Origin of the sequence: Aeromonas sp. S5(2024) (genome assembly GCF_041403025.1) — a bacterium.
GTDB lineage: Bacteria > Pseudomonadota > Gammaproteobacteria > Enterobacterales > Aeromonadaceae > Aeromonas > Aeromonas hydrophila.
On the sequence record NZ_JBGLRI010000002.1, the window covers coordinates 547,080 to 572,559 of the forward strand.

Genomic DNA, 25,480 nt, shown 5'->3' on the forward strand with positions numbered 1-25,480 from the left:
AGATCAATCCCTCAAGGATGCATTCAACTCTTCACCAAGGGCCCGCACGACATTGTCTACGGTCTCGGCAATCTCTTTCTCCTCCAGAGTGCGCTGGGTGTCTTGCAGAACAAGACTGATGGCCAGGCTCTTCTTGTCCTCTGCCATGCCAGCACCCTGGTATACGTCAAACAAGTTTATTCCAACTACCTGATTTCCGCCAACTTTTTTAATTACTGCGAGGACATCACCGGCCAGGACATGACGATCAACCACCACGGCGATGTCACGACGGTTGGCAGGGAACTTGGAAACCTCGGCAGCAACCGGCACCTTGGCCGGGGTCAGCTTGTCCAGCTCCAGTTCGAACATGACGGCGCGACTCTTCAGACCCAGCTTCTTCTCGAGGCTCGGGTGGATCACGCCGATGTGGCCGATCACCACGCCATTGCGCAGGATGGCGGCGCTCTGGCCCGGGTGCAGGGCACTGTGCTCGGCACGCTCGAAGCTGAAGGTGGCTCCTTCGGCAGTCAGATCCAGCACCGCTTCCAGATCCCCTTTCAAATCAAAGAAGTCGGCAGCGCGGCTCTTGATGTCCCAGTGCTCGTCGCTCTGGTTGCCGGTGATGATGCCGGCCAGCATGGGCTCCTGACGGATGCCGTTCTCGGCATTCTCGTCCTTGATGAAGCGCAGGCCCTGCTCGAACAGGCGCACCCGCGGCTGCTGGCGGTTCTGGTTGTAAACCACGGCCTGTACCAGACCCGGGAACAGAGAGACGCGCATGGCGGACATCTCGACCGAGATCGGGTTCGGCAGCACGATGGCATCGCTCTGCGGGAATAGGGTCTGCTGAGCCTTGGGATCGACGAAGCTGTAGGTGATCGCTTCTTGGAAGCCGCGATCAACCAGCAGGTCGCGCACGCGCTTCAAGGTCACCTGCCCTTCTGCCTGCTCCACCATCGCCAGAGAGGCGGCGGGTTTGAGGTTCGGGATGTTGTTGTAGCCGTAGATGCGGGCCACTTCCTCGATGAGGTCTTCCTCGATGGCGATGTCGAAACGCCAGGAGGGGGCCAGCGCGGTCCAGCCGTCGGCTTCAACGGTTACCTGCATACCCAGACGGGTCAGGATCTCGACCACCTGCGCATCCGCCACGCTGATGCCGATCACCTTGTCGAGCTTGGCGCGACGCAGCTTGATGGGGGCAGCCTTGGGCAGATGGGTATCGGATTTGACCTCGATGACCGGGCCCGCTTCACCGCCGCACTCTCCGCCACAAATGTCCAGCAGCAGACGGGTGGCTCTATCCATCACCTTGGCCTGCAGCTGCGGATCCACCCCGCGCTCGAAGCGATGGGAGGAGTCAGTGTGCAGACCGTAGGTACGGGCACGGCCGGTGATGGAGAGCGGCGCGAAGAAGGCGCACTCCAGCAGGATGTCGGTAGTGGTCTCGGAAACGCCGGTGCGATCGCCGCCGAAGATACCGGCCATGCAGGCAGGACCTTTAGCATCGGCAATCACCAAAGTCGTCTCTTTAAGCTTCACTTCGTTGCCATCGAGCAGCGTCATCGGCTCATCGGCGTGGGCGCGGCGCACCACCAGTTCCCCTTCAAGCTTGGCCAGATCGAAGGCGTGCATCGGCTGACCGTATTCCAGCAGCAGATAGTTGGTGATGTCGACGATGGCGTCGATGGAACGGATGCCACCACGGCGCAGCTTCTCCTGCATCCAGAGCGGGCTCTGGGCGTGCAGGTTCAGCCCCTTGATGACGCGGCCCAGATAACGGGGGCAATCAGCCGGCGCTTCAACCCGGATCGGGAAGGTCGCATCGATGGTGGCAACCGCCGGCGCCCAGGTCGGCTCGACCACGTCAACGCTGTTGAGCACGCCGATTTCACGGGCCAGACCCGCGATGCCGAGGCAATCGGCACGGTTCGGGGTCAGATCCACGTCAATGCTGACGTCATTGAGTGCGAGGTATTCGCGGATATCGGTGCCGATGGGCGCATCCAGCGGCAGCTCGATGATGCCATTGGCTTCGACGTCGATCCCCAGCTCGCTGAAGGAGCAAAGCATGCCGTGAGACGGCTGGCCGCGCAGCTTGGCTTTCTTGATGGTGAAATCACCCGGCAGGGTCGCCCCTACTTTGGCCACACAGACTTTCAGGCCAGCGCGGCAGTTCGGCGCGCCGCAGACGATGTCCAGCAGCTCGGCTTCGCCCACGTTGACCTTGGTCACCTGCAGCTTGTCGGCGTCCGGATGCTGGGCGCACTCGACCACTTCACCCACCACCACGTTGTTGAACTGGCCGGCCACCGCTTCCACGGCGTCCACTTCCAGACCGGCCATGGTGATCTGCTCGGCCAGTGCGTTGTCACTCAACTCGGTGCGGACCCACTCCATCACCCAGGATTTACTGAATTTCATGTTCTCTCGCCCTTACTTGAACTGCTTGAGGAAGCGCAGATCGTTTTCGAAGAAGGCACGCAGGTCGTTGACCCCGTAACGCAGCATGGTCAGGCGCTCAACGCCCATGCCGAAGGCAAAACCGGAGTATTTTTCCGGATCGATGCCGACCGAACGCAGCACGTTCGGGTGCACCATGCCGCAGCCCAGCACCTCCAGCCACTTGCCGTTCTTGCCCATCACGTCCACTTCAGCGCTCGGCTCGGTGAACGGGAAGTAGGAAGGACGGAAGCGAATGGTCAGGTCTTCCTCGAAGTAGTTGCGCAGGAAGTCGTGCAGGATCCCTTTCAGCTCGGTAAAGCTGGCATGCTCGTCAACCAGCAGGCCTTCGACCTGGTGGAACATCGGGGTATGGGTCATGTCGTAGTCGTTACGATAGACACGGCCCGGTGCGATGATGCGGATCGGTGGCTGCTGATGTTCCATGGTGCGGATCTGCACACCGGAGGTGTGGGTACGCAACATCAAATCAGGATTGAAGTAGAAGGTATCGTGATCGGTACGCGCCGGGTGGTGAGCCGGGATGTTCAGCGCATCGAAGTTGTGGAAGCCATCTTCAATCTCGGGACCACGGGCAACCTTGAAGCCCATCTCGCCAAACAGGCGCTCGATGCGCTCGATGGTGCGGGTCACCGGGTGCAGACCGCCATTCTCGATGCGGCGGCCCGGCAGGCTGACGTCGATGGTCTCGGCGGCCAGCTTCTGGTTCAGCACGGCGATTTCGAGGGCTTCACGACGCTCGTTCAGGGCATCCTGAACCTGCTGTTTGGCCTGGTTGATCACGGCGCCCGCGGCGGGACGCTCTTCAGCGGACAGGGCGCCCAGGCCCTTCATCTGCTCGGTAAAAAAGCCCTTTTTACCCAGATATTTGACCCGGATTTCGTCAAGGGCGGCGATGTCGCTTACGCCCTCAATTTCGGCCCTGGCTTGGCCGACTACTTCTTCAAGCTGTTGCATGTCTTCCTCGTCACCACTCCCGGTACAGGAGCCTTTAGGCTAAATAAGGTCAAGAGGGGAATAATACAAAAAAAGCCCCTTCACTGACCATAGTTAAGGTGCCCTTTTCTCCCTAGAAATCATTTTGTTATCAAGTAGGGCTTCGAGCCGGACCGGCTTCTTGTTCGTGATTGGCTATACAACTTTAGTTTGATGGCATATGGAACCATATGCCTAGCTATCATGATGGTCGAGTCGTCACCGTCTGCAAGCGACAAATGACAGACAACAAAAAAGGAGGCCTGAGCCTCCTTTTAGCATTTATAACAGAACCGGATTAGACCAGAGCTGCTTTGGCCTTTTCAACCAGGGCGGTGAAAGCCAGCTTGTCGTGAACGGCGATATCGGACAGGATCTTGCGATCGATCTCGATGGAAGCCTTCTTCAGACCGTTGATCAGACGGCTGTAGGACAGACCGTTCTGACGGGCTGCTGCGTTGATACGAGCAATCCACAGTTGACGGAACTGACGCTTTTTCTGGCGACGGTCACGGTAGGCATACTGACCAGCTTTGGTTACCGCTTGTACCGCTACGCGGTAAACACGAGAACGGGCGCCGTAGTAACCCTTGGCGGCTTTCATTACTTTCTTGTGACGAGCGCGAGCGGTCACACCACGTTTAACTCTTGGCATTTTTCACATCCCCCCTTATGCGTACGGCAGACAAGCGACAACACGTTTGTGGTCGGCAGCGGAAACAAAGAACTTCGGTCCCAGCTGACGCTTACGCTTACTGCTCTTCTTGGTCAGGATGTGACGCAGGTGGTTGTGCTTGCACTTGAAGCGACCTGAGCCAGTCTTCTTGAAGCGCTTTGCGGCGCCCCGGTTGGTTTTCATCTTCGGCATTTCATACTCCGCATTGTGAGTGACAACAAAATCGCAAGGCGAACCGACTCATGGGGCTGACCCCATGAGTCAATTTCTTGTGGGCCTTAAGATTTCTTCTTAGGTGCGAGGACCATCACAGCTTGACGGCCTTCGACTTTCGGGAACGATTCGACTACGGCCAGCTCTTCCAGATCGTTCTTGACGCGCTCCAGAACCTTGATACCAAGTTCCTGGTGGGCCATTTCACGACCACGGAAGCGCAGGGTGACCTTTGCCTTGTCCCCGTCTTCCAGAAAGCGAACCAGGTTGCGTAGTTTTACCTGATAGTCGCCTTCGTCGGTGCCAGGACGGAATTTGATTTCCTTGACCTGGACGACTTTCTGCTTTTTCTTCTGTTCTTTGGTGGTCTTGCTCTTTTCGTAGAGGAATTTGCCGTAATCCATGATCCGGCAAACGGGCGGCTCAGCGTTCGGACTGATCTCGACCAGATCCACTCCGGCCTCAAGGGCCAAGTTCAAGGCATCCTGGATGGAGGTGATGCCAATGGCTTCACCATCCAGACCAGTCAGACGAACTTCTTTCAGACGGATCTCTTCGTTGATCCGGTGAGCGCGGGCTTGCGGTTGCTTGCCCAGTTTTTTTCCGCCTTTTATAGCTTATTCCTCCACTTTCTTTTGTCCGCGGGTCTGAACTTCCTGGGTCAACAGAGCAATCAGCTCTTCAACAGGATAAGTGCCCAGGTCAGCCCCTTTACGAGTACGCACTGCAATCTTGCCGGCTTCTACTTCTTTATCGCCGCAGACCAGCATGAAGGGTACTCGCTTCAAAGTATGCTCGCGGATTTTAAAGCCAATCTTCTCATTTCTCAAGTCCGCTTTTGCGCGAAGGCCCGCATCATTCAATGCTTTGGCTACTTTCACTGCATAATCGGCCTGATTGTCGGTGATATTCATGACCACGGCTTGGGTCGGTGCCAGCCAGGTCGGGAACAGTCCGGCGTACTCTTCGGTCAGGATCCCGATGAAACGCTCCAGCGAGCCCAGAATGGCACGGTGGATCATCACGGGAACATGACGTTCGTTGTCTTCACCCACGTAGGTGGCGCCCAGACGGCCCGGCAGGGCAAAATCGAGCTGCACGGTACCACATTGCCACGCACGATCAAGGCAATCGTGCAGGGTAAATTCGATCTTGGGACCGTAGAAGGCCCCCTCACCCGGCTGCAGATCGTACTTCAGGCCGTTCAGCACCAGGGCCTCGGCCAGCGCAGCCTCGGCGCGATCCCAGGCTTCATCGGAGCCGATACGCTGTTCCGGACGAGTGGAGAGCTTGACCACGATGTTCTCGAAGCCGAAGGTGCCATAGACGTCGTAGACCATGCGGATACAGGCCGACACCTCTTCCATGATCTGCTCTTCGGTACAGAAGATGTGCGCGTCATCCTGGGTAAAACCACGTACCCGCATCAGGCCGTGCAGGGAGCCGGACGGCTCATTGCGGTGGCAGGAGCCGAACTCGGCCATGCGCAGCGGCAGATCGCGGTAGGATTTCAGACCCTGGTTGAAGATCTGCACGTGACCCGGGCAGTTCATCGGCTTGATGGCGTACTCACGGTTCTCGGACTGGGTGGTGAACATGGCCTGGGCGTATTTCTCCCAGTGACCTGAACGCTCCCACAGCACGCGATCCATCATGAAGGGGCCTTTCACCTCCTGATAGTCGTACTCTTTGAGCTTGCCGCGGATGAAGGTTTCCAGCTCACGGAAGATGGTCCAGCCATCGTTGTGCCAGAACACCATGCCGGGCGCTTCTTCCTGCATGTGGTACAGGTCGAGCTGCTTGCCGATCTTGCGGTGGTCGCGTTTGGCGGCCTCTTCCAGGCGCTGCAGGTAAGCCTTGAGCTGCTTCTTGTCGGCCCAGGCGGTGCCGTAGATGCGCTGCAGCATCTTGTTGTTGGAGTCGCCGCGCCAGTAGGCACCGGACATCTTCTGCAACTTGAAGTGGTGGCAGTGACGCATGTTGGGCACATGCGGGCCGCGACACATGTCGATGTACTCTTCGTGATGATACAGACCAGGCTGGTCATCACGGGCAATGTTCTGATCCAGGATCTCGACCTTGTAGGTCTCGCCACGGGCTTCGAACACGTCGCGTGCTTCCTGCCAGGAGACCTTCTTCTTGATGACGTCGTAATCCTTGGCGGCCAGCGCCAGCATGCGCTCCTCCAGCGCCGCCAGATCTTCGTCGGTCAGGGTACGATCGAGATCGATGTCGTAGTAGAAACCGTTGTCGATGACGGGACCGATGGCCATCTTGGTCTGGGGCCAGAGTTGCTTGATGGCATGACCCAGCAGGTGAGCACAGGAGTGGCGCAGGATGTCCAGACCTTCTTCGTCTTTGGCGGTGATGATGGCCAGGGAGGCATCGGCTTCGATCAGCTCGCAGGCATCCACCAGTTCACCGTTTACCCGACCGGCAATGCACGCCTTGGCGAGACCGGGACCGATGTCCGCGGCCACATCCATGACGGAAACGGCGTGGGCAAATTGACGTTGGCTGCCATCAGGCAGAGTAATGATTGGCATTGTGTGTTTCCTTATACAGTGGTGCCCCCTACCAAAGGGCACATGCGGGATGGAAAGATTCATTCAAAAATGGGTGATGTTCTGGCTCTCCACAGCACTTTGCGAAGGCGCCCCGCGACGCAAACAACCCGTTCAACGTCGCAAGACAAACCAAAAACCGGACCATGCTACCAGAAGTAGACGGGGCTGTATCGGGTTTGCTGAGATTTTCTACAGTCAGATGAAGTGCTTGGCAGCTATTCCCCCAGCAGGGGCTGCCAGTTGAAATCAAACGTGGAGCTCCCCTCCTGCGCCAGTTCCAGCTCCTGCAGCACCTTGAGCGCCAGCTGGTTGCCCTGCTTGGCAGCCTGATAGAGCCACTCCTTGGCACGGGGCAGATCGACCCGCCCGCTGACCCCCATCAGATGCAGCACCCCCACCTTCAACATGGCGGGGACATCGCCGTTCTTGGCCGCCAGCTCCATCCAGTGAAACGCCTCGCGCAGATCCCGTTTCACCCCGGCCCCCCGCAGGTAAACCTCCCCCAGCCGGTATTGGCCGAAAGCATCCCCCGCCTGCGCCGCCTGACGATAGAGCGTGATGGCCCGGCTGATATCCTGCTCGCTCCCCTGCCCCACTTCATGGCTCCAGCCCATCAGCGCCTGGGCCCGTGGCTGGCCCTGCTCGGCCAGCGGCGACCAGATCCGGGTCGCCTCATCGAAGTGACCAGTGCGCCAGGCGCGATTGGCCGAGGCCAGCTCCTGCTCGGTGGAGAGCGGGATCAGACGCCAGATAACCAGCGCAATGACAGCGATGAAGAGCCAGCGGGAGGTGATGGGTGCCATGATGATTTCCGTGATCCAGTTCGCATTTCGTCTATGTAAACGAAATGTAGCGCCGCGATCAAGCAAGAGATCCCTTTGACATGCTTTTTATGGACGGCTGGGTCGGCAGGGCTTGCATTCGGCAATGAGGGTCAGCATGATGCCTGTATATATAAACAGTGCTGGTAAGGTGCGATGGCAGGTCGAGGCAGTTCCCACAATGTTGATCACCGTTTCAGCGGCCAGCGGGTCGATGCGGTCGATGACGGCTGGTCCCAACCCGAGTGGGAAGCGGCATTTGCCGCCAGCGATCCCCGCACCGAGGTGACGGAGATCAGCGCTCGCAGCATCATCAGTTACAACAGCTCCCCCGACGTCCCTTTCAGCCGCTCCATCAACCCCTATCAGGGCTGTGAACACGGCTGCATCTATTGCTACGCCAGACCGAGCCACGCCTATCTCGAGCTCTCCCCCGGCCTCGACTTCGAGACCCGCTTGTTCGCCAAACTCAATGCCGCCGAGCTGCTGCGCCGGGAGTTTGCCAGACCCGCCTATCAGCCGCAGACCATAGTGCTGGGAGCCAATACCGACCCCTATCAGCCCATCGAGCATCACTATCGCCTCACCCGCGAGCTCTTGACGGTGATGCTGGCCCACCGCCATCCGGTCGGGATCATCACCAAGAGCGCCATGATATTGCGCGACCTCGATCTGCTGACGGAGCTGGCCCGGGAGGGGCTCTGCCAGGTGATGGTGTCGGTCACCACCTTGAATGAGACATTGCGGCGACAGCTGGAGCCAAGAGCCAGCACCGGGGCCGGCCGGCTCAAGGTGGTGGAGAAACTAGCCGGCGCCGGTGTGCCGGTCGGCGTGCTGGCGGCCCCCATGATCCCGCGCCTCAACGAGCCCGAGCTCGAGCAGATCATCAAAGGCGCTGCCGAGGCTGGCGCCCACTGCGCCGACTATATCCTGCTGCGACTGCCCCACGAGCTGGCACCGCTGTTCAGTGACTGGCTGGATGAGCACTATCCAGGCCAGAAGGAGGCGATCCTCAACCAGCTACGGGACAGCCGGGACGGCGCCCTCAACAGTCCCGCCTTCGGCAGCCGGATGCGGGGAGAGGGCCAGTTTGCCGATCTGCTGGCCCAGCGTTTTCGGTTGATCGCCAAGCGGCTCGGGCTCGGCAAGCGCCATTTTCAGCTGCGCCAGGATGCCTTCATTCGCCCTGGCGAGCAGTTGCGGCTGTTCTAAGCGCCCGTCAAGCCCGCCACGGACAAGGTCTCAGCCCCTTGGTCGCGACGCACTGGCCTTGCTGCGGTGGGCAATCAACTCGGCGGGCAAACGGGCTGGCTCGTGTGCCACCTCATGTTCGCCTGTGCGCGCATCCATCTCGGCCTCGCCCCATACCCGGCTCCACCAGATCTCCCACATTACCCAGCTGGTCATGACATGCTCCTGGCAGGCGTTACCTGCGTCTATGGTGGTTTCTCTCCAACGGGAGCAGCAGGGCTGGCCGCCATGACAGAGCGATGACATTCACATGAAGGAGCCGTGTCGAGGCCATGCTCCCATCAGGGCAGCCTTGGCAAGCGGGTAGTGCCCGTTCTTCCTGTCATGACAGGCAAGACTGGAAAGGGAAAAAAGGAAGAGAAGAAAGGAGGATAGCGGGGGACGCCAGCGACAAACGAGCCAATGAAAAGAGCGGCCATGAGGCCGCTCTTTGGTATCGGGTAAAGGGGAGCGATTATTCGTCGCCCGCTTCACCTGCATCGACAGCATCTGTGTCCGCTGCGGTATCGGTGCCTTCAGACACCTCCCCTTCAACGGCCAGCACTTCGTTTTCGTCTTCGTCGCTCTCGGCAACCCGCTGCAGACCGACCACGGTCTCGTCTTCACCGGTACGGATCAGACGCACACCGCCGGTGTTGCGGCCAATGACGCTCACCTCGGACACCCGGGTACGTACCAGAGTACCGCCGTTGGTGATCAGCATGATCTGGTCGGTATCTTCGACCTGGATCGCATCGATCACCTTGCCGTTGCGCTCGTCCACCTTGATGGAGATGACGCCCTGGGTACCACGGCTCTTGGTCGGGTACTCGTCCAGCGCGGTACGCTTGCCGTAACCGTTCTCGGTAGCGGTGAGGATGGCCCCGTCGCCACGCGGCACGATGAGGGACACCACCTTGTCACCGGCGCCCAGCTTGATGCCGCGCACACCGGCAGCGGTACGACCCATGGGACGTACGCCCTTGAAGGTGCCCTTGCTTTCGGTGCCTTCGCCGTTGTCGCTGCCATCATCGTCGTTGCCGGCATCGTCGTCGGTGTCGACTTCGTCAGTGGCATCGGCATCGGCGCGACCACTGCCTTCCGCAAAGCGAACCACCTTGCCCGCATCGGAGAACAGCATGATCTCGTTGCTGCCATCGGTGATATCCACCCCGATCAGCTCATCACCCTCTTTGAGGTTGATGGCGCGGATGCCGGAGGAGAGCGGACGGCTGAAGTCGGACAGGCTGGTCTTCTTCACGGTACCGTTGGCGGTGGCGAAGAACACATACTTGTCGGCGTCATATTCTTTAACCGGCAAGATGGCGGTGATGCGCTCACCCTCATCCAGCGGCAGCAGGTTGATGATCGGACGACCGCGGGCGCCACGGGACGCCTCCGGCAGCTGATACACCTTGAGCCAGTAGACCTTGCCACGGGTGGAGAAGCACAGAATGGTGTCGTGGGTGTTGGCCACCAGCAGACGCTCCACAAAGTCCTCTTCCTTGATCCGGGTGGCCGACTTGCCACGACCACCGCGGCGCTGGGCTTCGTAGTCGGAGAGCGGCTGATACTTCACGTAACCCTGGTGAGACAAGGTCACGACCACGTCTTCCGGGGTGATCAGATCTTCGATGTTGATCTCGGCACTGGACATGCTGATCTCGGTACGACGCTCGTCGCCGTACTGCTCGCGCACGGCCAGCAGTTCGTCACGGATCACTTCCATCAACCGCACCGGGCTCGCCAAGATGAACAGCAGCTCGGCGATGAGATCCAGCAGAGATTGGTACTCTTCCAGGATCTTCTCGTGCTCGAGGCCGGTCAGCTTGTGCAGACGCAGGTCAAGGATGGCTTGGGCCTGCTGCTCGGTCAGGTAGTAGTGACCTTCGCGGATGCCGAACTCGGGTTCCAGCCACTCGGGGCGGGCCGCATCGTCACCGGCTTTCTCCAGCATGGAGGCCACGTTGCCGAGCTCCCAGCCGCGGGCAACCAGGCCCGCTTTCGCATCGGCCGGGGTCGCGCTGTGGCGAATGAGTTCGATGACCGGGTCGATGTTGGCCAGCGCCACCGCCAGACCTTCCAGGATGTGAGCCCGATCCCGCGCCTTGCGCAGTTCGAACACGGTCCGGCGGGTCACCACTTCACGGCGGTGCAGCAGGAACGCATCCAGAATCTCTTTGAGGTTCATCACCTTGGGCTGGTTGTTATCGAGCGCCACCATGTTGATGCCGAACGTGGTCTGCATCTGGGTGTGCTTGTAGAGATTGTTCAGCACAATCTCGCCGGACTCGCCGCGCTTGATCTCGATAACGATGCGCATGCCGTCCTTGTCGGACTCATCGCGCAGGGCACTGATGCCTTCGATCTTCTTCTCTTTGACCAGCTCGGCGATTTTCTCGATCAGCCGCGCCTTGTTCACCTGATAGGGGATCTCGTGAACGATGATGGTCTCGCGACTGGTCTTCTCGTCCACCTCCACTTCGGCCTTGGCACGCACATAGACGGAGCCACGACCGGTACGGTACGCCTGCACGATGCCGGAACGACCGTTGATGATGCCACCAGTGGGGAAATCCGGGCCGGTGATGTAGGTCATCAGCTCGTCTATGGTGAGGTCGCCGTTCTCGATCAACGCCAGACAGCCGTTGACTATCTCGGTGAGGTTGTGAGGCGGAATGTTGGTCGCCATGCCCACCGCAATACCGGAGGAGCCGTTGACCAGCAGGTTGGGAACCTTGGTGGGCATGACAGCCGGGATCATCTCGGTGCCATCATAGTTCGGCACCCAGTCCACGGTCTCTTTGTCCAGATCGGCCAGCAGCTCGTGGGAGATGCGGGCCATCCGCACTTCGGTGTAACGCATGGCGGCGGCGCTGTCGCCGTCGACCGAACCGAAGTTGCCCTGACCATCGACCAGCATGTAACGCATGGAGAAATCCTGCGCCATGCGGACAATGGTGTCATACACGGCAATGTCGCCGTGCGGGTGATATTTACCGATTACGTCACCGACCACACGGGCCGATTTTTTATAGGGCTTGTTCCAGTCGTTCCCCAGCTCGTTCATTGCATACAGAACGCGGCGGTGAACCGGTTTCAAGCCATCACGCACATCCGGCAGAGCTCGTCCTACGATCACGCTCATGGCGTAATCAAGATAGGAACTCTTGAGCTCTTCTTCGATGTTGACCGGCGTGATCTCTCTGGCCAGATCGCTCATAGAAAGCCTTAATCCCTAATTAGTTGTTCTTTGGCTTAAACAGCGCGACATGGTAACACACTGAGCCAAATACCTTAAGCCACAAATCCGGTAACAAGTCGGGCTGGTGTGACAAAGTCCGTCCGTTATAATGCCCGCCAGGACAACAGATTGCGCGCGCCCCACCCAGCCTGCGCGCCCTTGCCACAGGATCATCAAAAAATGCACAGTGATGCCAATGTCGATCTGACAGAAATTGCCAAATTCGAAGCCATCGCCTCCCGCTGGTGGGACATGGAGGGAGAGTTCAAGCCGCTGCACCAGATAAACCCGGTGCGCCTTGACTGGATCACCGACAAGAGTGGCGGCCTGTTCGGCAAGCGCATCCTCGACATCGGCTGCGGCGGCGGCATTCTCGCCGAGAGCATGGCCCGCCGGGGTGCCAAGGTCACCGGCATCGACATGGGCAAGGAGCCCCTCGGGGTCGCCCGCCTCCATGCCCTCGAGGCGGGCGTGGAGCTCGAGTATCGCCAGATCACCGCCGAGGCCCACGCCGATGAGGCCCCCGGCCAGTACGACGTGGTCACCTGCATGGAGATGCTGGAGCACGTGCCGGATCCCGCCTCCGTACTGCGCGCCATCGCCACCCTGGTGCGCCCGGGCGGCAAGGTGTTCGTCTCCACCATCAACCGCAACCCGAAAGCCTATCTGATGATGATCCTCGGCGCCGAGTACCTGATGAAGATGGTGCCCAAGGGTACCCACGACCACAAGAAGTTCATCACCCCCGCCGAACTGTGTCGCATGGGTGAGGCGGCAGGCCTGCTGGTACGGGACATGAGCGGGGTGCACTACGCACCGCTCTCCAACAGCTTCAAGCTCGGTCGCAACGTCGACGTCAACTACATGGTGGCGTTCGAGCGCCCGGAGCAAGGCTGATGACGACTCACTCTGCTGCGCCCCTTGGCTGCGTGCTGTTCGATCTGGACGGCACCCTGCTCGACACCGCCCCCGATCTGGGGGCCGCCGTCAACCACGTACTGATAAGCGAAGGCTTTGCCCCCCTCTCTGACGACATCATCCGTCAGACCACCTCCCACGGGGCGCTCGGGCTGCTCAGGGCCGGTCTTGGCGACGAGCTGCTCGAAGAGCTGGGCGCCACCCGCCTTCGCACCGCCCTGCTCGACTACTACGCCGCCAACCTCTGCGTTGGCACCCGCCCCTATGAGGGGATGGTGGATCTCATCGAGTGGCTCGACGAGAAGCAACTGCCCTGGGGCATCGTCACCAACAAGCCGGGCTTTCTCACCGAGCCGCTGCTGGCGGCCCTGCCCGAGCTCGCCAGTTGCGGTGTCACCGTCAGCGCCGACACCCTGCCGGTGCGCAAGCCCGACCCCGCTCCCATGTACTTTGCCTGCGACCAGCTTGGCGTCGAGGCGAGCCACTGCCTATATGTGGGGGATCACGTGCGCGACATCGAGGCCGGCCGCAACGCCGGCATGCGCACCGCCGTCGCCGGCTGGGGTTATCTCAATGACGACGAGGATCCGGCCCAGTGGGGCGCCGATCTGCACTTTGACACCGTGCAGGCCCTGCACCACTGGCTGCGCTACGAGTTGGGCTGAGATTGCCAACCCGTGCCGGGCCCCCCTGGTACAGGAAGCAGGCAACAGAGATGGATCACAAAGGCAGCTTTGCCGCCAAAGGGTGGTCAGATGAGCACTGTTGATTGATCGCAGCAGTGCCTTGGCAGTACCGACGGGGGATCCTTGGCGATCCCCCGTTTTGGCGGTTTGACAAGCAGGGAAGCGGCGAGATCGGACACCTTTTGACCCTTGCTGCACAAGGGATAATCAGGCTGAATTTGCTAGTAAAAACACCCCCTTTTCGCAAGCAAAAAAAGTTATTTAAATTTTCCATGTTAGATCATCAGACTTGCATTTACCGGATCGGACGGATGAAAACCCACTCGCTGTGAGCGTCCACTAACAAAGAGCGGAACACCCACAATTTATCCACAGCTAATCCCTTATCCACAGATTGCAAAGCCGGGCCGACCTCACTATCTTGTAGCTCGAAATCAAAATAACACTATATCTTGTGATTCATCGCACAATAGGTCCCCACCTCCCACGCCTCTCACAGGTCTGGAGGCGGACGCCGTGCGATGGTTTTTCGGGAATCAACTAAAGGTCATCAGCCAATGAACTTGTTTGTGACGAAGCGTAACGGCCACAAAGAACCCATCGATCTGGATAAAATTCACCGCGTGCTCGACTGGGCTGCCGAGGGTCTCGACAACGTGTCGGTCTCCCAGGTGGAACTCAAGTCCCACATCCAGTTCTATGACGGCATCCGTACCGCCGATATCCACGAAACTGTCATCAAGGCCGCTGCTGACCTGATCTCCGAGCAAAGCCCGGACTACCAGTACATGGCCGCCCGCCTGGCCATCTTCCACCTGCGCAAGAAGGCCTACGGCCAGTTCGAGCCGCCCCACCTCTATCAGCATGTCGCCAAGCTGGTGGACATGGGCAAGTACGACAAGCACCTGCTGGAAGACTACAGCCAGGCCGAATTCGAGGAGCTGAACCAGCACCTGGATCACTGGCGCGACATGGACTTCTCCTACGCGGCGGTCAAGCAGCTGGAAGGCAAGTACCTGGTCCAGAACCGCGTCACCGGCGAAATCTATGAGAGCCCGCAGTTCCTCTACATCCTGGTAGCGGCCTGCCTCTTCTCCAAGTATCCGAAAGATACCCGTCTGGACTACATCAAGCGCTTCTATGATGCGGTCTCGACCTTCAAGATCTCGCTGCCGACCCCGATCATGAGCGGCGTGCGCACCCCGACCCGTCAGTTCAGCTCCTGCGTGCTGATCGAGTGCGACGATAGCCTGGATTCCATCAATGCCACCGCCAGCGCCATCGTGCGTTACGTATCCCAGCGCGCCGGTATCGGCATCAACGCCGGCCGCATCCGTGGTCTGGGCAGCCCCATCCGTGGCGGCGAAGCGTTCCACACCGGTTGCATCCCCTTCTACAAGTACTTCCAGACTGCCGTGAAGTGCTGCTCCCAGGGCGGCGTGCGCGGCGGTGCGGCCACCTTGTTCTACCCGCTGTGGCACACCGAAGTGGAGAGCCTGCTGGTTCTGAAGAACAACCGCGGCGTGGAGGAGAACCGGGTCCGTCACATGGACTACGGCGTGCAGATCAACAAGCTGATGTATCAGCGCCTCATCAAGGGCGGCGACATCACATTGTTCTCCCCGTCCGATGCACCTGGCCTGTACGATGCCTTCTTCGCGGATCAGGACAAGTTCGAAGCGCTCTACGTCAAGTACGAGCAGGATCCGAGCATTCGCAAGAAGACCCTCAAGGCAGTGGATCTCTTCTCCCTGATGATGCAGGAGCGCGCCGGTACCGGTCGCATCTACATCCAGAACGTGGACCACTGCAACACCCACAGCCCGTTCGATCCGAGCGTGGCGCCGGTACGCCAGTCCAACCTCTGCCTCGAGATTGCGCTGCCCACCAAGCCGCTCAACAACGTGGATGACGAAGAGGGCGAGATCGCGCTCTGCACCCTGTCTGCTTTCAACCTGGGTGCCATCGAGAAGCTGAAAGATCTGGAAGAGATGGCGGATCTCGCCGTGCGCGCCCTGGATGCCCTGCTCGACTATCAGGACTACCCGCTCAAGGCCGCGATGAAGGGCAGCATGAACCGCCGTACCCTGGGGATCGGTGTCATCAACTACGCCTACTACCTGGCGAAGAACGGTGCCCGCTACTCCGACGGTTCCGGTCTGGCACTGACCCACCGCACCTTCGAGGCGATCCAGTACTATCTGTTGAAGGCTTCCGTGCAGCTGGCCCGCGAGTTCGGCCCCTGCCCGGCCTTCAACGAGACCACCTATGCCCAGGGGATCCTGCCCATCGATACCTATAAAAAGGATCTGGACAACCTGTGCAACGAGCCGCTGCACCTGGACTGGGAAGCCTTGCGCGAAGAGATCCGCACCGTGGGTCTGCGCAACTCCACCCTGACCGCCCTGATGCCAAGCGAGACCTCCAGCCAGATCTCCAACGCCACCAACGGCATCGAGCCGCCGCGCGGCCTGGTGTCGGTCAAGGCTTCCAAGGACGGCATCCTCAAGCAGGTGGTGCCCGAGTATGACCGCCTGAAGGATCAATACGAACTGCTCTGGAAGCAACCGAGCGTCGATGGTTACCTGCAGTTGGTCGGTATCATGCAGAAGTTTGTGGATCAGGCGATCTCCGCCAACACCAACTATGACCCCGCCCGTTTCGAAGGCAACAAGGTACCGATGAAGCAGCTGCTGAAGGACTTGCTGACCGCCTATAAATACGGCCTCAAGACCCTCTACTATCACAACACCCGTGATGGTGCGGACGATGCCCAGACCGATCTGCAAGATGACGGTTGTGCCGGCGGCGCCTGCAAGATCTGATGAACCGGGCGGGAGCATGAAGCTCCCGCCCTCCTGTTTCCCCTTATTCAAGACATTCAAATCACCATGGCCTATTCAACGTTCTGCCAGACCCAAAACGACCAGCTCAAGGAGCCGATGTTTTTCGGCCAATCGGTCAACGTGGCCCGTTATGACCAACAAAAACACGAAGTGTTCGAACGGCTGATCGAAAAGCAGCTCTCCTTCTTCTGGCGCCCGGAAGAGGTGGACGTCTCCCACGACCGCATCGACTTCCAGGCTCTGCCGCCCCATGAGCAGCACATCTTCATCTCCAACCTGAAATACCAGACCCTGCTGGATTCCATCCAGGGTCGCAGCCCCAACGTGGCGCTGCTGCCGCTGGTCTCCATTCCGGAGCTGGAAACCTGGATCGAGACCTGGGCCTTCTCGGAGACCATTCACTCTCGCTCCTACACCCACATCATCCGCAACATCGTCAACACCCCCGCCCAGGTGTTCGACGACATCGTCACCAACGAGCAGATCTTGAAGCGCGCCGGCTCCATCAGCCATTTCTACGACGATCTGATCGAGGCGACCGCGCTCTACAACCTGCACGGTGAAGGCACCCACCGGGTGGCTGGTCGTGATGTGACCATCACCTTGCGCGAGCTGAAAAAGAAACTCTACCTGTGCCTGATGAGCGTCAACGCGCTGGAAGCGATCCGCTTCTACGTCAGCTTCGCCTGCTCCTTCGCCTTCGCCGAGCGCGAGCTGATGGAGGGCAACGCCAAGATCATCAAGATGATCGCCCGCGACGAAGCGCTGCACCTGACCGGGACCCAGCACATGCTGAACCTGATGCGCAGCGGTCAGGACGACCCCGAGATGGCCGAGATTGCCGCCGAGTGCGAGCAGGCCTGCTTCGAGCTGTTCAAGGAAGCCGCCATCCAGGAGAAGGAGTGGGCCGAGTACCTGTTCCAGGACGGCTCCATGATCGGCCTGAACAAGGACATCCTCTGCCAGTACGTGGAGTACATCACCAACCTGCGCATGAATGCGGTGGGTCTGCAGCCAGCCTTTGCCGGGGCCAAGCAGAACCCGATCCCCTGGATCAACACCTGGCTGTCGTCCGACAACGTGCAGGTCGCCCCGCAGGAAGTGGAAGTGAGCTCATATCTGGTAGGTCAGATCGACAGCGAAGTGAATGCCGAAGACCTGGGTGATTTCGAGCTGTGAGTGACGCCACCGGCACGCTGACCACTGCCCCGCACGCGGCCCCCGCCCAGAGCGACGCAGGCTCGCCACGGGTGCATACCCAGGATGGCGTGCTGCACGCCCATCCCGGCGAGAGCGTGCTGGAAACCCTGGAGCGCCACGGTCATCACGTGGAGTTCCAGTGCCGCAGCGGCTATTGCGGCGCCTGCCGCACCCCGCTGCTGGCAGGCAAGGTGCACTATGCCGCCGTGCCGCTCGCCTTTGTCTCGCAGGGTGAGTGCCTACCCTGCTGCTGCAAACCGGTGGGTGCCATCCGGCTGGACATCAAGAAGCGCTGAGCCCCCTTCAGGTTCACGTCAGCAAACAAAAAGCCGCCGGAGCAATCCGGCGGCTTTTTTACATCCATCTCTATGCCTTGTAGGCGGGCGGCTGATGCACCACCCGCCCCCACAGGGCCTTACAGCCAGGGCGCGGCGGTCGGCCCATGGTGCAGACCCAGCTTCCAGACCCGGCCGAAGTGCTTGTAGTGACCGGCCGCGACACCGGCCTTCTCGCCCATGCCGTGGTAAAGATCGAGGTGGCCCTTCTTCACCGCACCGCCCACATCCAGCGCGATCAACAGCCGCAGCTGATGCTTGCCAGTCCAGTTGCCCTCTTTGTCCAGCAGCGGTACTTCCGCCAGGATTGGCGTGCCCATCGGCAGCAGGGTCTTGTCGGCAGCCACCGCCGCCATCGGCAGCAGCGGAATGCCGGCGGCCCCGATCACGTCGTTGGTGGGGCGACGCTCGAAGAAGACATAGGAGGGGTTCTGCTCCACCAGCTCCTTGACGCTCTCCTCCGGCTGACGGTTGGCCCACTCCTTGATGGCCTTCATGGACATCTGCTCCTTGGGCACTTCGCCACGGTCGATCAGTACCCGGCCGATGCTGACATAACCGTGACCGTTTTTGCCGCTGTAACCCAGATATTGCAGCCGATCGTCGTCACCATAGTGAACGAAACCCGAGCCCTGTACGTCCATCAGAAAATTGTCGATGAGGGATTTGCTGTAGCCCAGCTCCAGCCCGCGGTTAGCCAGAGCCCCCTGGTGGATCTGGGCCCGGCTCGGGCAGCGCCCGCCGCATTTGGGCATGGCATAGATGGGGTACTTGTACTTGGCATCCGGGCGGTGACGCACCTCCAGCACCGGCGAGTAGTAACCGGTGAACAGCACGTTGCCCATCCGATCCGAGCCGCCCAGCTGGGCCAGACTGATGCCGTAACGGGTGATCTGAGCGGGATCGCCGCCATTGGCCACCCAGCGGGAGAGTTGATGGTAAAGCTCGCCATAGCGGCGGGTCATCTTGCCGGAGCGCTCCAGCACCAGCCGGCTCTGGGGGCCGAACTTGCTGTAGTCGGCGCGCTGTCGGCTGTTGACGCGCTCCACTCGCACCAGATCATCAGGCAGGGGACCGTCCAGATACTGCTTGCCCAGATTTTCCGGCACCTCGCAGTTGAGAAAACATCTGGCATCGGGTTTGTTTTTGGGCACCTGGGCTTGTTCAGAGTTGCCCGCACAACCGGCCAACCCCAGCACTGCGGCGGTCAGCCAGTAAGCGTGTTTATTCATATGTCCTCATATAACACCAAGGGTTATGTTCGGCGGGGAAGATGCCAAATTTGCAGGGGGAAAGCAAACGCCTTCAGGCCTGTGACGGCGGATTTCTCCAAAGGGGATCTTCTGGGTTATAACAAGGTAACAGGGTGTGAGAGGCCATGGATGGAACAGCTCGAAATCTTCCCGCTGCAGAGCCCCTGCATCGGGGTCTGCGAAGTGAACAACAAGGGCTACTGCAAGGGGTGCCTGCGCAGCCGCGAGGAGCGCTTCAACTGGCTCACCATGAGCCATGCCCAGCAGCAAGAGGTGATGCGCCTGTGCCGGGGTCGCAAGGCACGGGTGGAAGCCGCCCGCCGCAAGGCGCAGGAGGGAGCCCAACCCGAGCAGCCAGAGCAACCTGGCTGGGATTTTTAAATCCCGCCCCCTCTCTTATCCCTCTTCACCCCTCCCTTTGCGCCACCCGCACCAGCTCGCTGAACGCCACGAACAGGTGATAGAAGGTACTGGCCGGTGCATGGTCGGCCAACGGCGCCCCCGTCACATCCACCTGATCTAGCCACTGACCCGGCAGGGCCGGCATCAGGTAATAGTCAAAGATCCGCCCCACCACCTCGCCAATCTGGCGGGCTATCTCAGCCTCCCCTCGCCGCTCGTAGGCTGCCAGCAGCGCCTTGAGCTGCTCGGTCTGGCACCAGAGCCGGCTGGTCGTCCGATGGGGCCGCCCGTCATCGGTGAGCTCATCCAGCACCAGCCCGGTCGGTCCGTGGCCGTGAACGGTGGCAAAGCGGGTCAGGATGGCGATCCCCTCGTCTATCTCACGGGCACTCGGTCCATATTCCCACCCTTGCGCCAATGCCCGGTAACGGGCCAGCAGCCAGCACCACTCGTAGTGATGACCCGGGTCGATCAGGTGCGAATCGGGATGGGTCGGGAGAAGCCGCTCATCGAAGAACTCCCGCAGCAAGGCGGGCTCCAGAAAACGCTGGCGAAACAGCTGGTAAAGTCGATGTACACGCCCCTGCCAGCGCGGCTCATCAAAGCTCCCCGCCACCACCAGCAGCGCTTCGAACAGATGCATATGAGGGTTTTGACTGCGCAGCAAACCGGCTGGCCAGCTGGAGTGAAACCCGCCGTACAGGGGATCGGCAAACAGCAGTTCGATGGCCTGATAGCGCGACTCGGCCTGCTGCTGCCAGCGCGGCTCGCCGCTCAAGCGGTAGAGCCAGCACTCGGCCAGCAGGGCAAAGGCATATTCGTAGCAGCACACCGCACCGTCGGCAGGCGAGCCATCGGCATTGAGGGAAAACAGCTGGTTGCCGGCACCATCATCAAAGTGCCTCATGCCGAACATGGCGCAGCGCTCTGCCAGCTCGCCCCCCTCATACCAGCCGAGCAGGGCGGCGTGACTGAACACATAGATCTGGCGGCTCTGCACCCGAAAGCGAATGGGCTGCCAGAGCGGCGCGCCTGCGCCATCCAGCCCCTCGGCAAACAGCCCCCGCACCCAATCAAAACCCCTTGCCCCCCAGTGAGGCAGCGCCTCCTCCACCAGCCAGCGTCGGCAGCGCTGCGCCGCCTCTCTTATCCCGTCATGCATCTCAGCACCTCTCCAGCCAACCCATCATCCAACCCGTAAAAAGGGAGAGCCCTGCTCTCCCCTGTCTGTGCTCATCCTCGATCGGCCTAGAAGAGTCCGACGGCGACCCCGACAAAGGCCACGACCAGCAGCCCCAGCATGGCCTTGACCGGCGAGACGTTGCGTCTGGCCATCAGATACCAGGTACCCAGCACCACCAGCAGCGGCATCAGTTTGGGAAAGATGCCGTCCAGCATGGCCTGCAGCTGGATGTTGACCCCATCGGAGGTGACGAAATCGAGCCCGGTGGAGAGATTGACGTAACTGGCCGCCACCCCGCCCATCACGAAGACCCCGAGCAGGGAGAGCGCCTCGCGCAGCTTGACCGACTCCGAGCTCACCAGTGCCTCCACCGAGCCGGTTCCCATCCGGTAGCCCTTCATGAACAGCATGTAGGAGCCGGTGATGACGATGGCGTTGAAGCTGATGATGTAAAAGAGCGGCCCCAGCACGCTGCCGCCGGCGGCCAGCGCCATGCCGATACTAAGCAGAATGGGTACCAGCATGCCCGGGATCATGGAGTCCCCGATCCCGGCGATGGGCCCCATCAACCCCACTTTCAGGGTGTTGATGGTCTCGCCATCGATCCGCTCGCCGTTGGCCCGTTTCTCCTCCAGCCCCACCGCCAGCCCGTTGATGATGGCGCCAAGCTGAGGCTCGGTGTTGTAGAAGGAGGCGTGGCGTTTCATCGCCTCCGTCCGCTCCGCCTTGCCGGGATAGAGTTTTTTCAGCGCCGGCATCATGCCAAGGCAGAAGCCGAAGGATTCGAGTCGCTCGAAGCTCATGGAGGAGAGGTTGTACATCATCCAGGCGCGCCAGCAGGCACGCAGATCCTTGAGAGTGAGGGCCACCGGCGCCTTGTTCACCGGCTGACCCGCTTGCAGCTTTGCGTCCATCAAAATTCATCCTCATCGTCGGTCTGGGTGGCAGAGCGGGCAGCCGGCGCAGGGCGCGGCTCCGGCTTGTAGTTGTAGTGGATGAGCGCGAGCAGGGCGCCGATCATCACCAGCCCCACCATGTTGAGCTTGAGAAAAACGATGCCGACAAAGCCCACCAGGAAGTAGATCAGCATGCTGCTCTGCTTGATGATCTGCTTGAGCAGGATGGCGATGCCGACCGCCGGCAGTATGCCGCCCACCACCGTCATGGTGCGGATCACCAGCTCCGGCAGGCTGTTCATGAAGCCTTCGATGTACTGGTTGCCAAAATAGACGGCGATGAAGGTGGGCACGAAGCGCAGCACGAAGTTGCTGGCCTGCGGGAAGATGGCGCTGTTGAGGTAGACCCCCTTCTCGTCCCCCTGCTCCAGCGCCACGTCGGCCCTGTGGTTCCAGTAGGAGTTGAGCACCATCATGAAGTTGAAGAGGATGGTGCCGGCGATGCCGATGGTGGCGGCAATGGCCACCGCCACCGACGGCTCCTTGCCCGACAGTATGCCCAGCGCAATGGCCGGAAAGGCAACGAAGTTGAGATCCGCCGGCATGGAACCGCCCGGCGTCACCATGGCGATATAGACCGCCTGCACCGCCACCCCGATGAGGATCCCGGTCTGGATATCACCGAGGATGGCCCCCACCAGCATGCCCGAGACCAGCGGACGGGTGATGGTGTACCAGCCCCCGGTCAATCCCAGCAGCCAGGGGCTGCTGAGGGCACCGAGATAACAGAGTATCCCGATGAGTGTTGCTTCCAGAAACATGATGTCTGCTCCCTATTTCAGCTTTTTCTGGGCATCCGCCCAGCTGTAGTGGCTGGCGTCCGGCACCAGCCGAAAGTCAATGTCGTGGCCAAGGCCGGCCAGGTAGTCAAAGGCGGCGATCTCCTGCGCCGTCACCGACTGGTTGGGGCCTATGGTGGTGGTCTGTTCGCGGGCACTCATGGGCCCTACGTTGATCTTGCCGTTGTGGTTCTCAAGGGAGATGCCGGCGGCGCAGAGCCGCTGCAGGGTGACCGGCGACTTGCCGATCACGAAGTAGCGCTTGTCGCTGGCGATCACCTTGGGCAGCTTGGCAATCGCCGTCGCCACGTCGAACAGCCACACCCGGGTGTCAGGCACGGCACCGATCATCACCTGGGAGAGCAGCGGATCGGCCGCCACCTCGTCATCGATCGCGACGATGCCGTCACAAGGCAGCTCCCTGGCCCAGCGCGTCACCAGCTGACCGTGGATCACCCGATCGTCAATGCGTACAAATGAAATGGCCATCTCGCTCTCCTAGAAGTTGTCGTCTTGCTGGTGCGCAACCGCCGGGGCCGCGATCACCATGGATTCCAGCGCCTGGGCCAGCAACTGGCGGGCCGCCTCGTGCACATCGGTTGCCGCCAGCCAGTCGGCACTAATCAGCAGCATGGGAAAATTCACCCCGGTCACCACGGCTACCGGCTGCGGCCATTCGGGGTCAAATGCAAAGCGGCACGCCACGTTGTAGGGAGTGCCGCACTCCATGTCGCACAGCACCAACACCCCGTCAGCCCCCGCGCCATGGCGGCGCAGGGTCTGTTCAAACTCGCTGCGAAAGGCCTCGATCCCCCCCTCTTCGGTGAGGGAGACGGTCGCCACCGCCGGCAGTTCGCCGTAAACCATGCTGGCGCTGGCCAGCAGGGCCGGCGCCAGTGAACCATGGGTTGCGATAAGGATCCTCAGCATCTTGGTTACCCCCTCACATAGGCCTTGATGGTGGCGATGGTCGCCCCTTCACTCTCGCCGCTCGGGCGGATGCGATAGCGCCCCACCGAGGCCGGGACGATGAAGGTCTCGGCGTAGTGCACCACAAACGGTGCGAACGCATGGTCGGGGCTCTCCACCGTCGCCTCTCGCCCCTCGATCAGATTGAGTACCTGCACTGTGCCGCCGGTGTCGTGCTCCACCGGCACGCTGAACCAGTGGCGACGGGTCTCGATGAATTCCCGCTCGTGCAGCCCGGTGCGCTCCTCGCGCCAGCCCGGCCCCTCGGCAATGGGCTCGATGCGATTGACCAGGTGCTCGCGGGTCCAGTCGCTGTCGCGCTCCCACTGGATCACCTTGCTGCCATGCGCCAGATGGATGGGGCGCGGGATGCCATCGAGCCCGACCCGGCCCCAGTCCCACAGCTTGAAGGTGAAGATGTAGGGGGTGGCGCTGATCTCGAGCACCATGGCCCCCTCTCCCGAGCAGTGGACGGTCCCGGCCGGGATCAGGAAGTGATCGTGCTTGCGGGCCGGGAAGCGGTTGATGAAGCGCTCGTCATCGAAAGGCTTCTCGCCGCGCTGGGCGGCGGCCAACTCCGCCAGCATCGCCTGCGGGTCGATACCGGTGCGGGTGCCGAGGTAGACGCAAGAGCCCGGTTTGGCATCGAGCAGGTAGTAGCTCTCGTCCTGGGTGTAGTGCATGCCGAACTCCTGTTGGATGTATTCGGTCAGCGGATGCACCTGCAGGCTGAGCGGCTGCCCCCCCACCGTGTCGAGAAAATCGAACCGGATCGGGAACTCGGCGCCAAAGCGGGCATGTACCCGCTCCCCGAGCAGGGCGCTGGGCTGGCACAGCACCAGGTTTTGCGACGGGATCTCCACCCGCACCTCGCCAATGCGCAGGTAGAGGCTGTTCTCTTCCGGTACGCAATCAAAGCACCAGGCATAGTTGGGTTGAGCCGGGTCCAGATCGCACACCTGCTTCATCCACTGCCCGCCCCAGACCCCGGGGTCGAAGAAGGGCACTACCCGAAACGGCTGGCGCGCCGCCTGATGCAACCCCGCCAGCAGCGCCTGCCCCGTCACCAGGGTCGGCTTGCCTCGGGTGTTGGTATCGAGCAGGAAATCGATGGTGGGCAGCTGGGCCAGTTTATGGCGGTCAAACACCCGCCACTCGATGAAGAAGGCGCGCTTGTAGCGGCGCAGTATGTCCTCCTCCTCGTTGCCAGCCCCCCAGTTGCCCAGCTCCTTGCGCCGCAGTCGCTGCTGGATCTCCCAGCGGGCGAGATCGGCATAGACCCGCACATCCCCTCTCGCCACCAGTGAGGCGCCACTGCCCATCACCACCACCAGGCCACCGGTTATCTCTGCGACCTGCCGCTGCAGGCTAGCCAGCGCGGCCGGGTCAAAAAATTCCACCATCTTGTGGGGGGCCAGCACGCCAAACACCCGGTCCTCGGTGATGAAGCGCTCCAGCATCGCCAGCACTTTTGATTCGGGCAGGCGGGCCTGCTCCACATCGATGAGCGTGTGGGGCCCAAGCCTTGTCAGCAGCTGGCTATGGAGCTCGCCCTGATCCACGCCGTGATAGCAGTCGATCACCAGCACCACCCTTGCCCCACCTTGCCGGTCTGCCGCGGCCTGCAGTCGCCGGGCTATCTCGTGCCAGCCGGCACAGGCGGCGCCCTCATGGCCGGCGACCACCACTTCCGGGAATTTGTCGTAGTTGGAGACGTAACTCGAATGAATCATTGGCTTGCTCTCTCGTTGACATCTACGAAAGAGATAAATCGATTAACCTGTT

General features: G+C 60.8%; 23 protein-coding genes. 7 read left to right on the top strand and 16 right to left on the bottom strand.

The features are described 5' to 3' along the window. Positions 1 to 3 precede the first annotated feature (3 nt). From pheT to ACB032_RS06290, 7 genes are all read right to left on the bottom strand, one after another. Entirely contained in the window at positions 4 to 2,403 is a 2,400-nt protein-coding gene (gene pheT, locus ACB032_RS06260) for a phenylalanine--tRNA ligase subunit beta (protein WP_101149088.1), read from the bottom strand. Positions 2,404 to 2,415: 12 nt separating this feature from the next. Further along, positions 2,416 to 3,399: a phenylalanine--tRNA ligase subunit alpha gene (gene pheS, locus ACB032_RS06265; protein ID WP_011706167.1), complete on the bottom strand. Its 984-nt coding sequence runs from the start codon at positions 3,397 to 3,399 to the stop codon at positions 2,416 to 2,418. Positions 3,400 to 3,715: 316 nt separating this feature from the next. Beyond that, a complete protein-coding gene (gene rplT / locus ACB032_RS06270) occupies positions 3,716 to 4,072 on the bottom strand; it encodes a 50S ribosomal protein L20 (RefSeq protein WP_005300683.1) in 357 nt (118 codons plus the stop codon). A gap of 15 nt (positions 4,073 to 4,087) precedes the next feature. Continuing rightward, a complete protein-coding gene (rpmI, locus tag ACB032_RS06275; RefSeq protein ID WP_005300673.1) occupies positions 4,088 to 4,285 on the bottom strand; it encodes a 50S ribosomal protein L35 in 198 nt (65 codons plus the stop codon). 86 nt (positions 4,286 to 4,371) lie between these two features. Further along, the gene (infC, locus tag ACB032_RS06280) at positions 4,372 to 4,902 is read right to left on the bottom strand and encodes a translation initiation factor IF-3 (RefSeq protein WP_208021905.1); all 531 of its coding nucleotides are present in this window, start codon (positions 4,900 to 4,902) and stop codon (positions 4,372 to 4,374) included. Between the two features lie 21 nt (positions 4,903 to 4,923). Beyond that, a complete protein-coding gene (gene thrS / locus ACB032_RS06285) occupies positions 4,924 to 6,852 on the bottom strand; it encodes a threonine--tRNA ligase (protein WP_039213599.1) in 1,929 nt (642 codons plus the stop codon). Positions 6,853 to 7,088: 236 nt separating this feature from the next. Beyond that, complete coding sequence (locus ACB032_RS06290; RefSeq protein ID WP_026080375.1) at positions 7,089 to 7,676, bottom strand: tetratricopeptide repeat protein; 588 nt, start codon at positions 7,674 to 7,676, stop codon at positions 7,089 to 7,091. Positions 7,677 to 7,850: 174 nt separating this feature from the next. On the opposite strand from ACB032_RS06290, the gene ACB032_RS06295 reads away from it, so the two are divergent. Further along, positions 7,851 to 8,906 (top strand): PA0069 family radical SAM protein, encoded by a 1,056-nt coding sequence (locus tag ACB032_RS06295; RefSeq protein WP_101149087.1) that lies wholly within the window; start codon positions 7,851 to 7,853, stop codon positions 8,904 to 8,906. Between the two features lie 30 nt (positions 8,907 to 8,936). On the opposite strand, the gene ACB032_RS06300 is transcribed toward ACB032_RS06295, so the two are convergent. Then, entirely contained in the window at positions 8,937 to 9,101 is a 165-nt protein-coding gene (locus tag ACB032_RS06300) for a hypothetical protein (RefSeq protein ID WP_162852175.1), read from the bottom strand. 298 nt (positions 9,102 to 9,399) lie between these two features. Beyond that, positions 9,400 to 12,147: a DNA topoisomerase (ATP-hydrolyzing) subunit A gene (gyrA, locus tag ACB032_RS06305; protein ID WP_101149086.1), complete on the bottom strand. Its 2,748-nt coding sequence runs from the start codon at positions 12,145 to 12,147 to the stop codon at positions 9,400 to 9,402. Between the two features lie 201 nt (positions 12,148 to 12,348). Here gyrA and ubiG point away from each other — a divergent pair, with 201 nt between their 5' ends. The 5 genes from ubiG to yfaE all read left to right on the top strand — a co-directional run bounded on the left by ubiG (position 12,349) and on the right by yfaE (position 18,114). Continuing rightward, positions 12,349 to 13,065, top strand: coding sequence for a bifunctional 2-polyprenyl-6-hydroxyphenol methylase/3-demethylubiquinol 3-O-methyltransferase UbiG (gene ubiG, locus ACB032_RS06310; RefSeq protein WP_016350657.1), 717 nt, complete (start codon positions 12,349 to 12,351; stop codon positions 13,063 to 13,065). After that, on the top strand, positions 13,065 to 13,751 hold the full coding sequence (locus ACB032_RS06315) for an HAD family hydrolase (RefSeq protein WP_017410131.1): 687 nt from the start codon (positions 13,065 to 13,067) through the stop codon (positions 13,749 to 13,751). The genes ubiG and ACB032_RS06315 overlap by 1 nt, the downstream gene beginning before the upstream one ends. A gap of 578 nt (positions 13,752 to 14,329) precedes the next feature. Further along, positions 14,330 to 16,597, top strand: coding sequence for a class 1a ribonucleoside-diphosphate reductase subunit alpha (gene nrdA / locus ACB032_RS06320; RefSeq protein ID WP_371137575.1), 2,268 nt, complete (start codon positions 14,330 to 14,332; stop codon positions 16,595 to 16,597). A gap of 66 nt (positions 16,598 to 16,663) precedes the next feature. Continuing rightward, a complete protein-coding gene (gene nrdB, locus ACB032_RS06325) occupies positions 16,664 to 17,797 on the top strand; it encodes a class Ia ribonucleoside-diphosphate reductase subunit beta (protein ID WP_011706176.1) in 1,134 nt (377 codons plus the stop codon). Continuing rightward, positions 17,794 to 18,114 (top strand): class I ribonucleotide reductase maintenance protein YfaE, encoded by a 321-nt coding sequence (gene yfaE / locus ACB032_RS06330; protein WP_206819934.1) that lies wholly within the window; start codon positions 17,794 to 17,796, stop codon positions 18,112 to 18,114. The genes nrdB and yfaE overlap by 4 nt, the downstream gene beginning before the upstream one ends. Positions 18,115 to 18,233: 119 nt before the next feature. On the opposite strand, the gene mltA is transcribed toward yfaE, so the two are convergent. Then, complete coding sequence (gene mltA, locus ACB032_RS06335) at positions 18,234 to 19,385, bottom strand: murein transglycosylase A (protein ID WP_011706178.1); 1,152 nt, start codon at positions 19,383 to 19,385, stop codon at positions 18,234 to 18,236. 150 nt (positions 19,386 to 19,535) lie between these two features. On the opposite strand from mltA, the gene ACB032_RS06340 reads away from it, so the two are divergent. Beyond that, positions 19,536 to 19,787 (top strand): DUF1289 domain-containing protein, encoded by a 252-nt coding sequence (locus ACB032_RS06340; protein ID WP_017410134.1) that lies wholly within the window; start codon positions 19,536 to 19,538, stop codon positions 19,785 to 19,787. Between the two features lie 25 nt (positions 19,788 to 19,812). Here the strand turns inward: ACB032_RS06340 and ACB032_RS06345 are convergent, their stop codons facing one another. The 6 genes from ACB032_RS06345 to ACB032_RS06370 all read right to left on the bottom strand — a co-directional run bounded on the left by ACB032_RS06345 (position 19,813) and on the right by ACB032_RS06370 (position 25,428). Next, positions 19,813 to 20,970 carry an AGE family epimerase/isomerase gene (locus ACB032_RS06345; RefSeq protein WP_371137576.1) on the bottom strand — a complete coding sequence of 386 codons (1,158 nt, stop codon included), beginning with the start codon at positions 20,968 to 20,970 and terminating at the stop codon, positions 19,813 to 19,815. A gap of 86 nt (positions 20,971 to 21,056) precedes the next feature. Next, positions 21,057 to 21,905 (bottom strand): PTS system mannose/fructose/sorbose family transporter subunit IID, encoded by an 849-nt coding sequence (locus ACB032_RS06350; protein WP_052143503.1) that lies wholly within the window; start codon positions 21,903 to 21,905, stop codon positions 21,057 to 21,059. Further along, a complete protein-coding gene (locus ACB032_RS06355; RefSeq protein WP_371137577.1) occupies positions 21,905 to 22,708 on the bottom strand; it encodes a PTS mannose/fructose/sorbose/N-acetylgalactosamine transporter subunit IIC in 804 nt (267 codons plus the stop codon). Before ACB032_RS06355 ends, ACB032_RS06350 begins: the two co-directional genes overlap by 1 nt. Positions 22,709 to 22,720: 12 nt before the next feature. Next, entirely contained in the window at positions 22,721 to 23,215 is a 495-nt protein-coding gene (locus ACB032_RS06360) for a PTS sugar transporter subunit IIB (RefSeq protein ID WP_016350649.1), read from the bottom strand. A 9-nt stretch (positions 23,216 to 23,224) separates the two neighbouring features. Further along, entirely contained in the window at positions 23,225 to 23,656 is a 432-nt protein-coding gene (locus ACB032_RS06365) for a PTS sugar transporter subunit IIA (protein ID WP_371137578.1), read from the bottom strand. 5 nt (positions 23,657 to 23,661) lie between these two features. Further along, positions 23,662 to 25,428, bottom strand: a complete 1,767-nt coding sequence (locus ACB032_RS06370) for a class I mannose-6-phosphate isomerase (RefSeq protein ID WP_371137579.1) — start codon at positions 25,426 to 25,428, stop codon at positions 23,662 to 23,664. Positions 25,429 to 25,480 lie beyond the last annotated feature (52 nt).

What these genes read in the sequence shown, in the direction of transcription:
- pheT (WP_101149088.1), bottom strand. Translation starts at nt 2,403, where the DNA reads ATGAAATTCAGTAAATCCTGGGTGATGGAGTGGGTCCGCACCGAGTTG.
- pheS (WP_011706167.1), bottom strand. Translation starts at nt 3,399, where the DNA reads ATGCAACAGCTTGAAGAAGTAGTCGGCCAAGCCAGGGCCGAAATTGAG.
- rplT (WP_005300683.1), bottom strand. Translation starts at nt 4,072, where the DNA reads ATGCCAAGAGTTAAACGTGGTGTGACCGCTCGCGCTCGTCACAAGAAA.
- rpmI (WP_005300673.1), bottom strand. Translation starts at nt 4,285, where the DNA reads ATGCCGAAGATGAAAACCAACCGGGGCGCCGCAAAGCGCTTCAAGAAG.
- thrS (WP_039213599.1), bottom strand. Translation starts at nt 6,852, where the DNA reads ATGCCAATCATTACTCTGCCTGATGGCAGCCAACGTCAATTTGCCCAC.
- ACB032_RS06290 (WP_026080375.1), bottom strand. Translation starts at nt 7,676, where the DNA reads ATGGCACCCATCACCTCCCGCTGGCTCTTCATCGCTGTCATTGCGCTG.
- ACB032_RS06295 (WP_101149087.1), top strand. Translation starts at nt 7,851, where the DNA reads ATGGCAGGTCGAGGCAGTTCCCACAATGTTGATCACCGTTTCAGCGGC.
- ACB032_RS06300 (WP_162852175.1), bottom strand. Translation starts at nt 9,101, where the DNA reads ATGACCAGCTGGGTAATGTGGGAGATCTGGTGGAGCCGGGTATGGGGC.
- gyrA (WP_101149086.1), bottom strand. Translation starts at nt 12,147, where the DNA reads ATGAGCGATCTGGCCAGAGAGATCACGCCGGTCAACATCGAAGAAGAG.
- ubiG (WP_016350657.1), top strand. Translation starts at nt 12,349, where the DNA reads ATGCACAGTGATGCCAATGTCGATCTGACAGAAATTGCCAAATTCGAA.
- ACB032_RS06315 (WP_017410131.1), top strand. Translation starts at nt 13,065, where the DNA reads ATGACGACTCACTCTGCTGCGCCCCTTGGCTGCGTGCTGTTCGATCTG.
- nrdA (WP_371137575.1), top strand. Translation starts at nt 14,330, where the DNA reads ATGAACTTGTTTGTGACGAAGCGTAACGGCCACAAAGAACCCATCGAT.
- nrdB (WP_011706176.1), top strand. Translation starts at nt 16,664, where the DNA reads ATGGCCTATTCAACGTTCTGCCAGACCCAAAACGACCAGCTCAAGGAG.
- mltA (WP_011706178.1), bottom strand. Translation starts at nt 19,385, where the DNA reads ATGAATAAACACGCTTACTGGCTGACCGCCGCAGTGCTGGGGTTGGCC.
- ACB032_RS06340 (WP_017410134.1), top strand. Translation starts at nt 19,536, where the DNA reads ATGGAACAGCTCGAAATCTTCCCGCTGCAGAGCCCCTGCATCGGGGTC.
- ACB032_RS06345 (WP_371137576.1), bottom strand. Translation starts at nt 20,970, where the DNA reads ATGCATGACGGGATAAGAGAGGCGGCGCAGCGCTGCCGACGCTGGCTG.
- ACB032_RS06350 (WP_052143503.1), bottom strand. Translation starts at nt 21,905, where the DNA reads ATGGACGCAAAGCTGCAAGCGGGTCAGCCGGTGAACAAGGCGCCGGTG.
- ACB032_RS06355 (WP_371137577.1), bottom strand. Translation starts at nt 22,708, where the DNA reads ATGTTTCTGGAAGCAACACTCATCGGGATACTCTGTTATCTCGGTGCC.
- ACB032_RS06360 (WP_016350649.1), bottom strand. Translation starts at nt 23,215, where the DNA reads ATGGCCATTTCATTTGTACGCATTGACGATCGGGTGATCCACGGTCAG.
- ACB032_RS06365 (WP_371137578.1), bottom strand. Translation starts at nt 23,656, where the DNA reads ATGCTGAGGATCCTTATCGCAACCCATGGTTCACTGGCGCCGGCCCTG.
- ACB032_RS06370 (WP_371137579.1), bottom strand. Translation starts at nt 25,428, where the DNA reads ATGATTCATTCGAGTTACGTCTCCAACTACGACAAATTCCCGGAAGTG.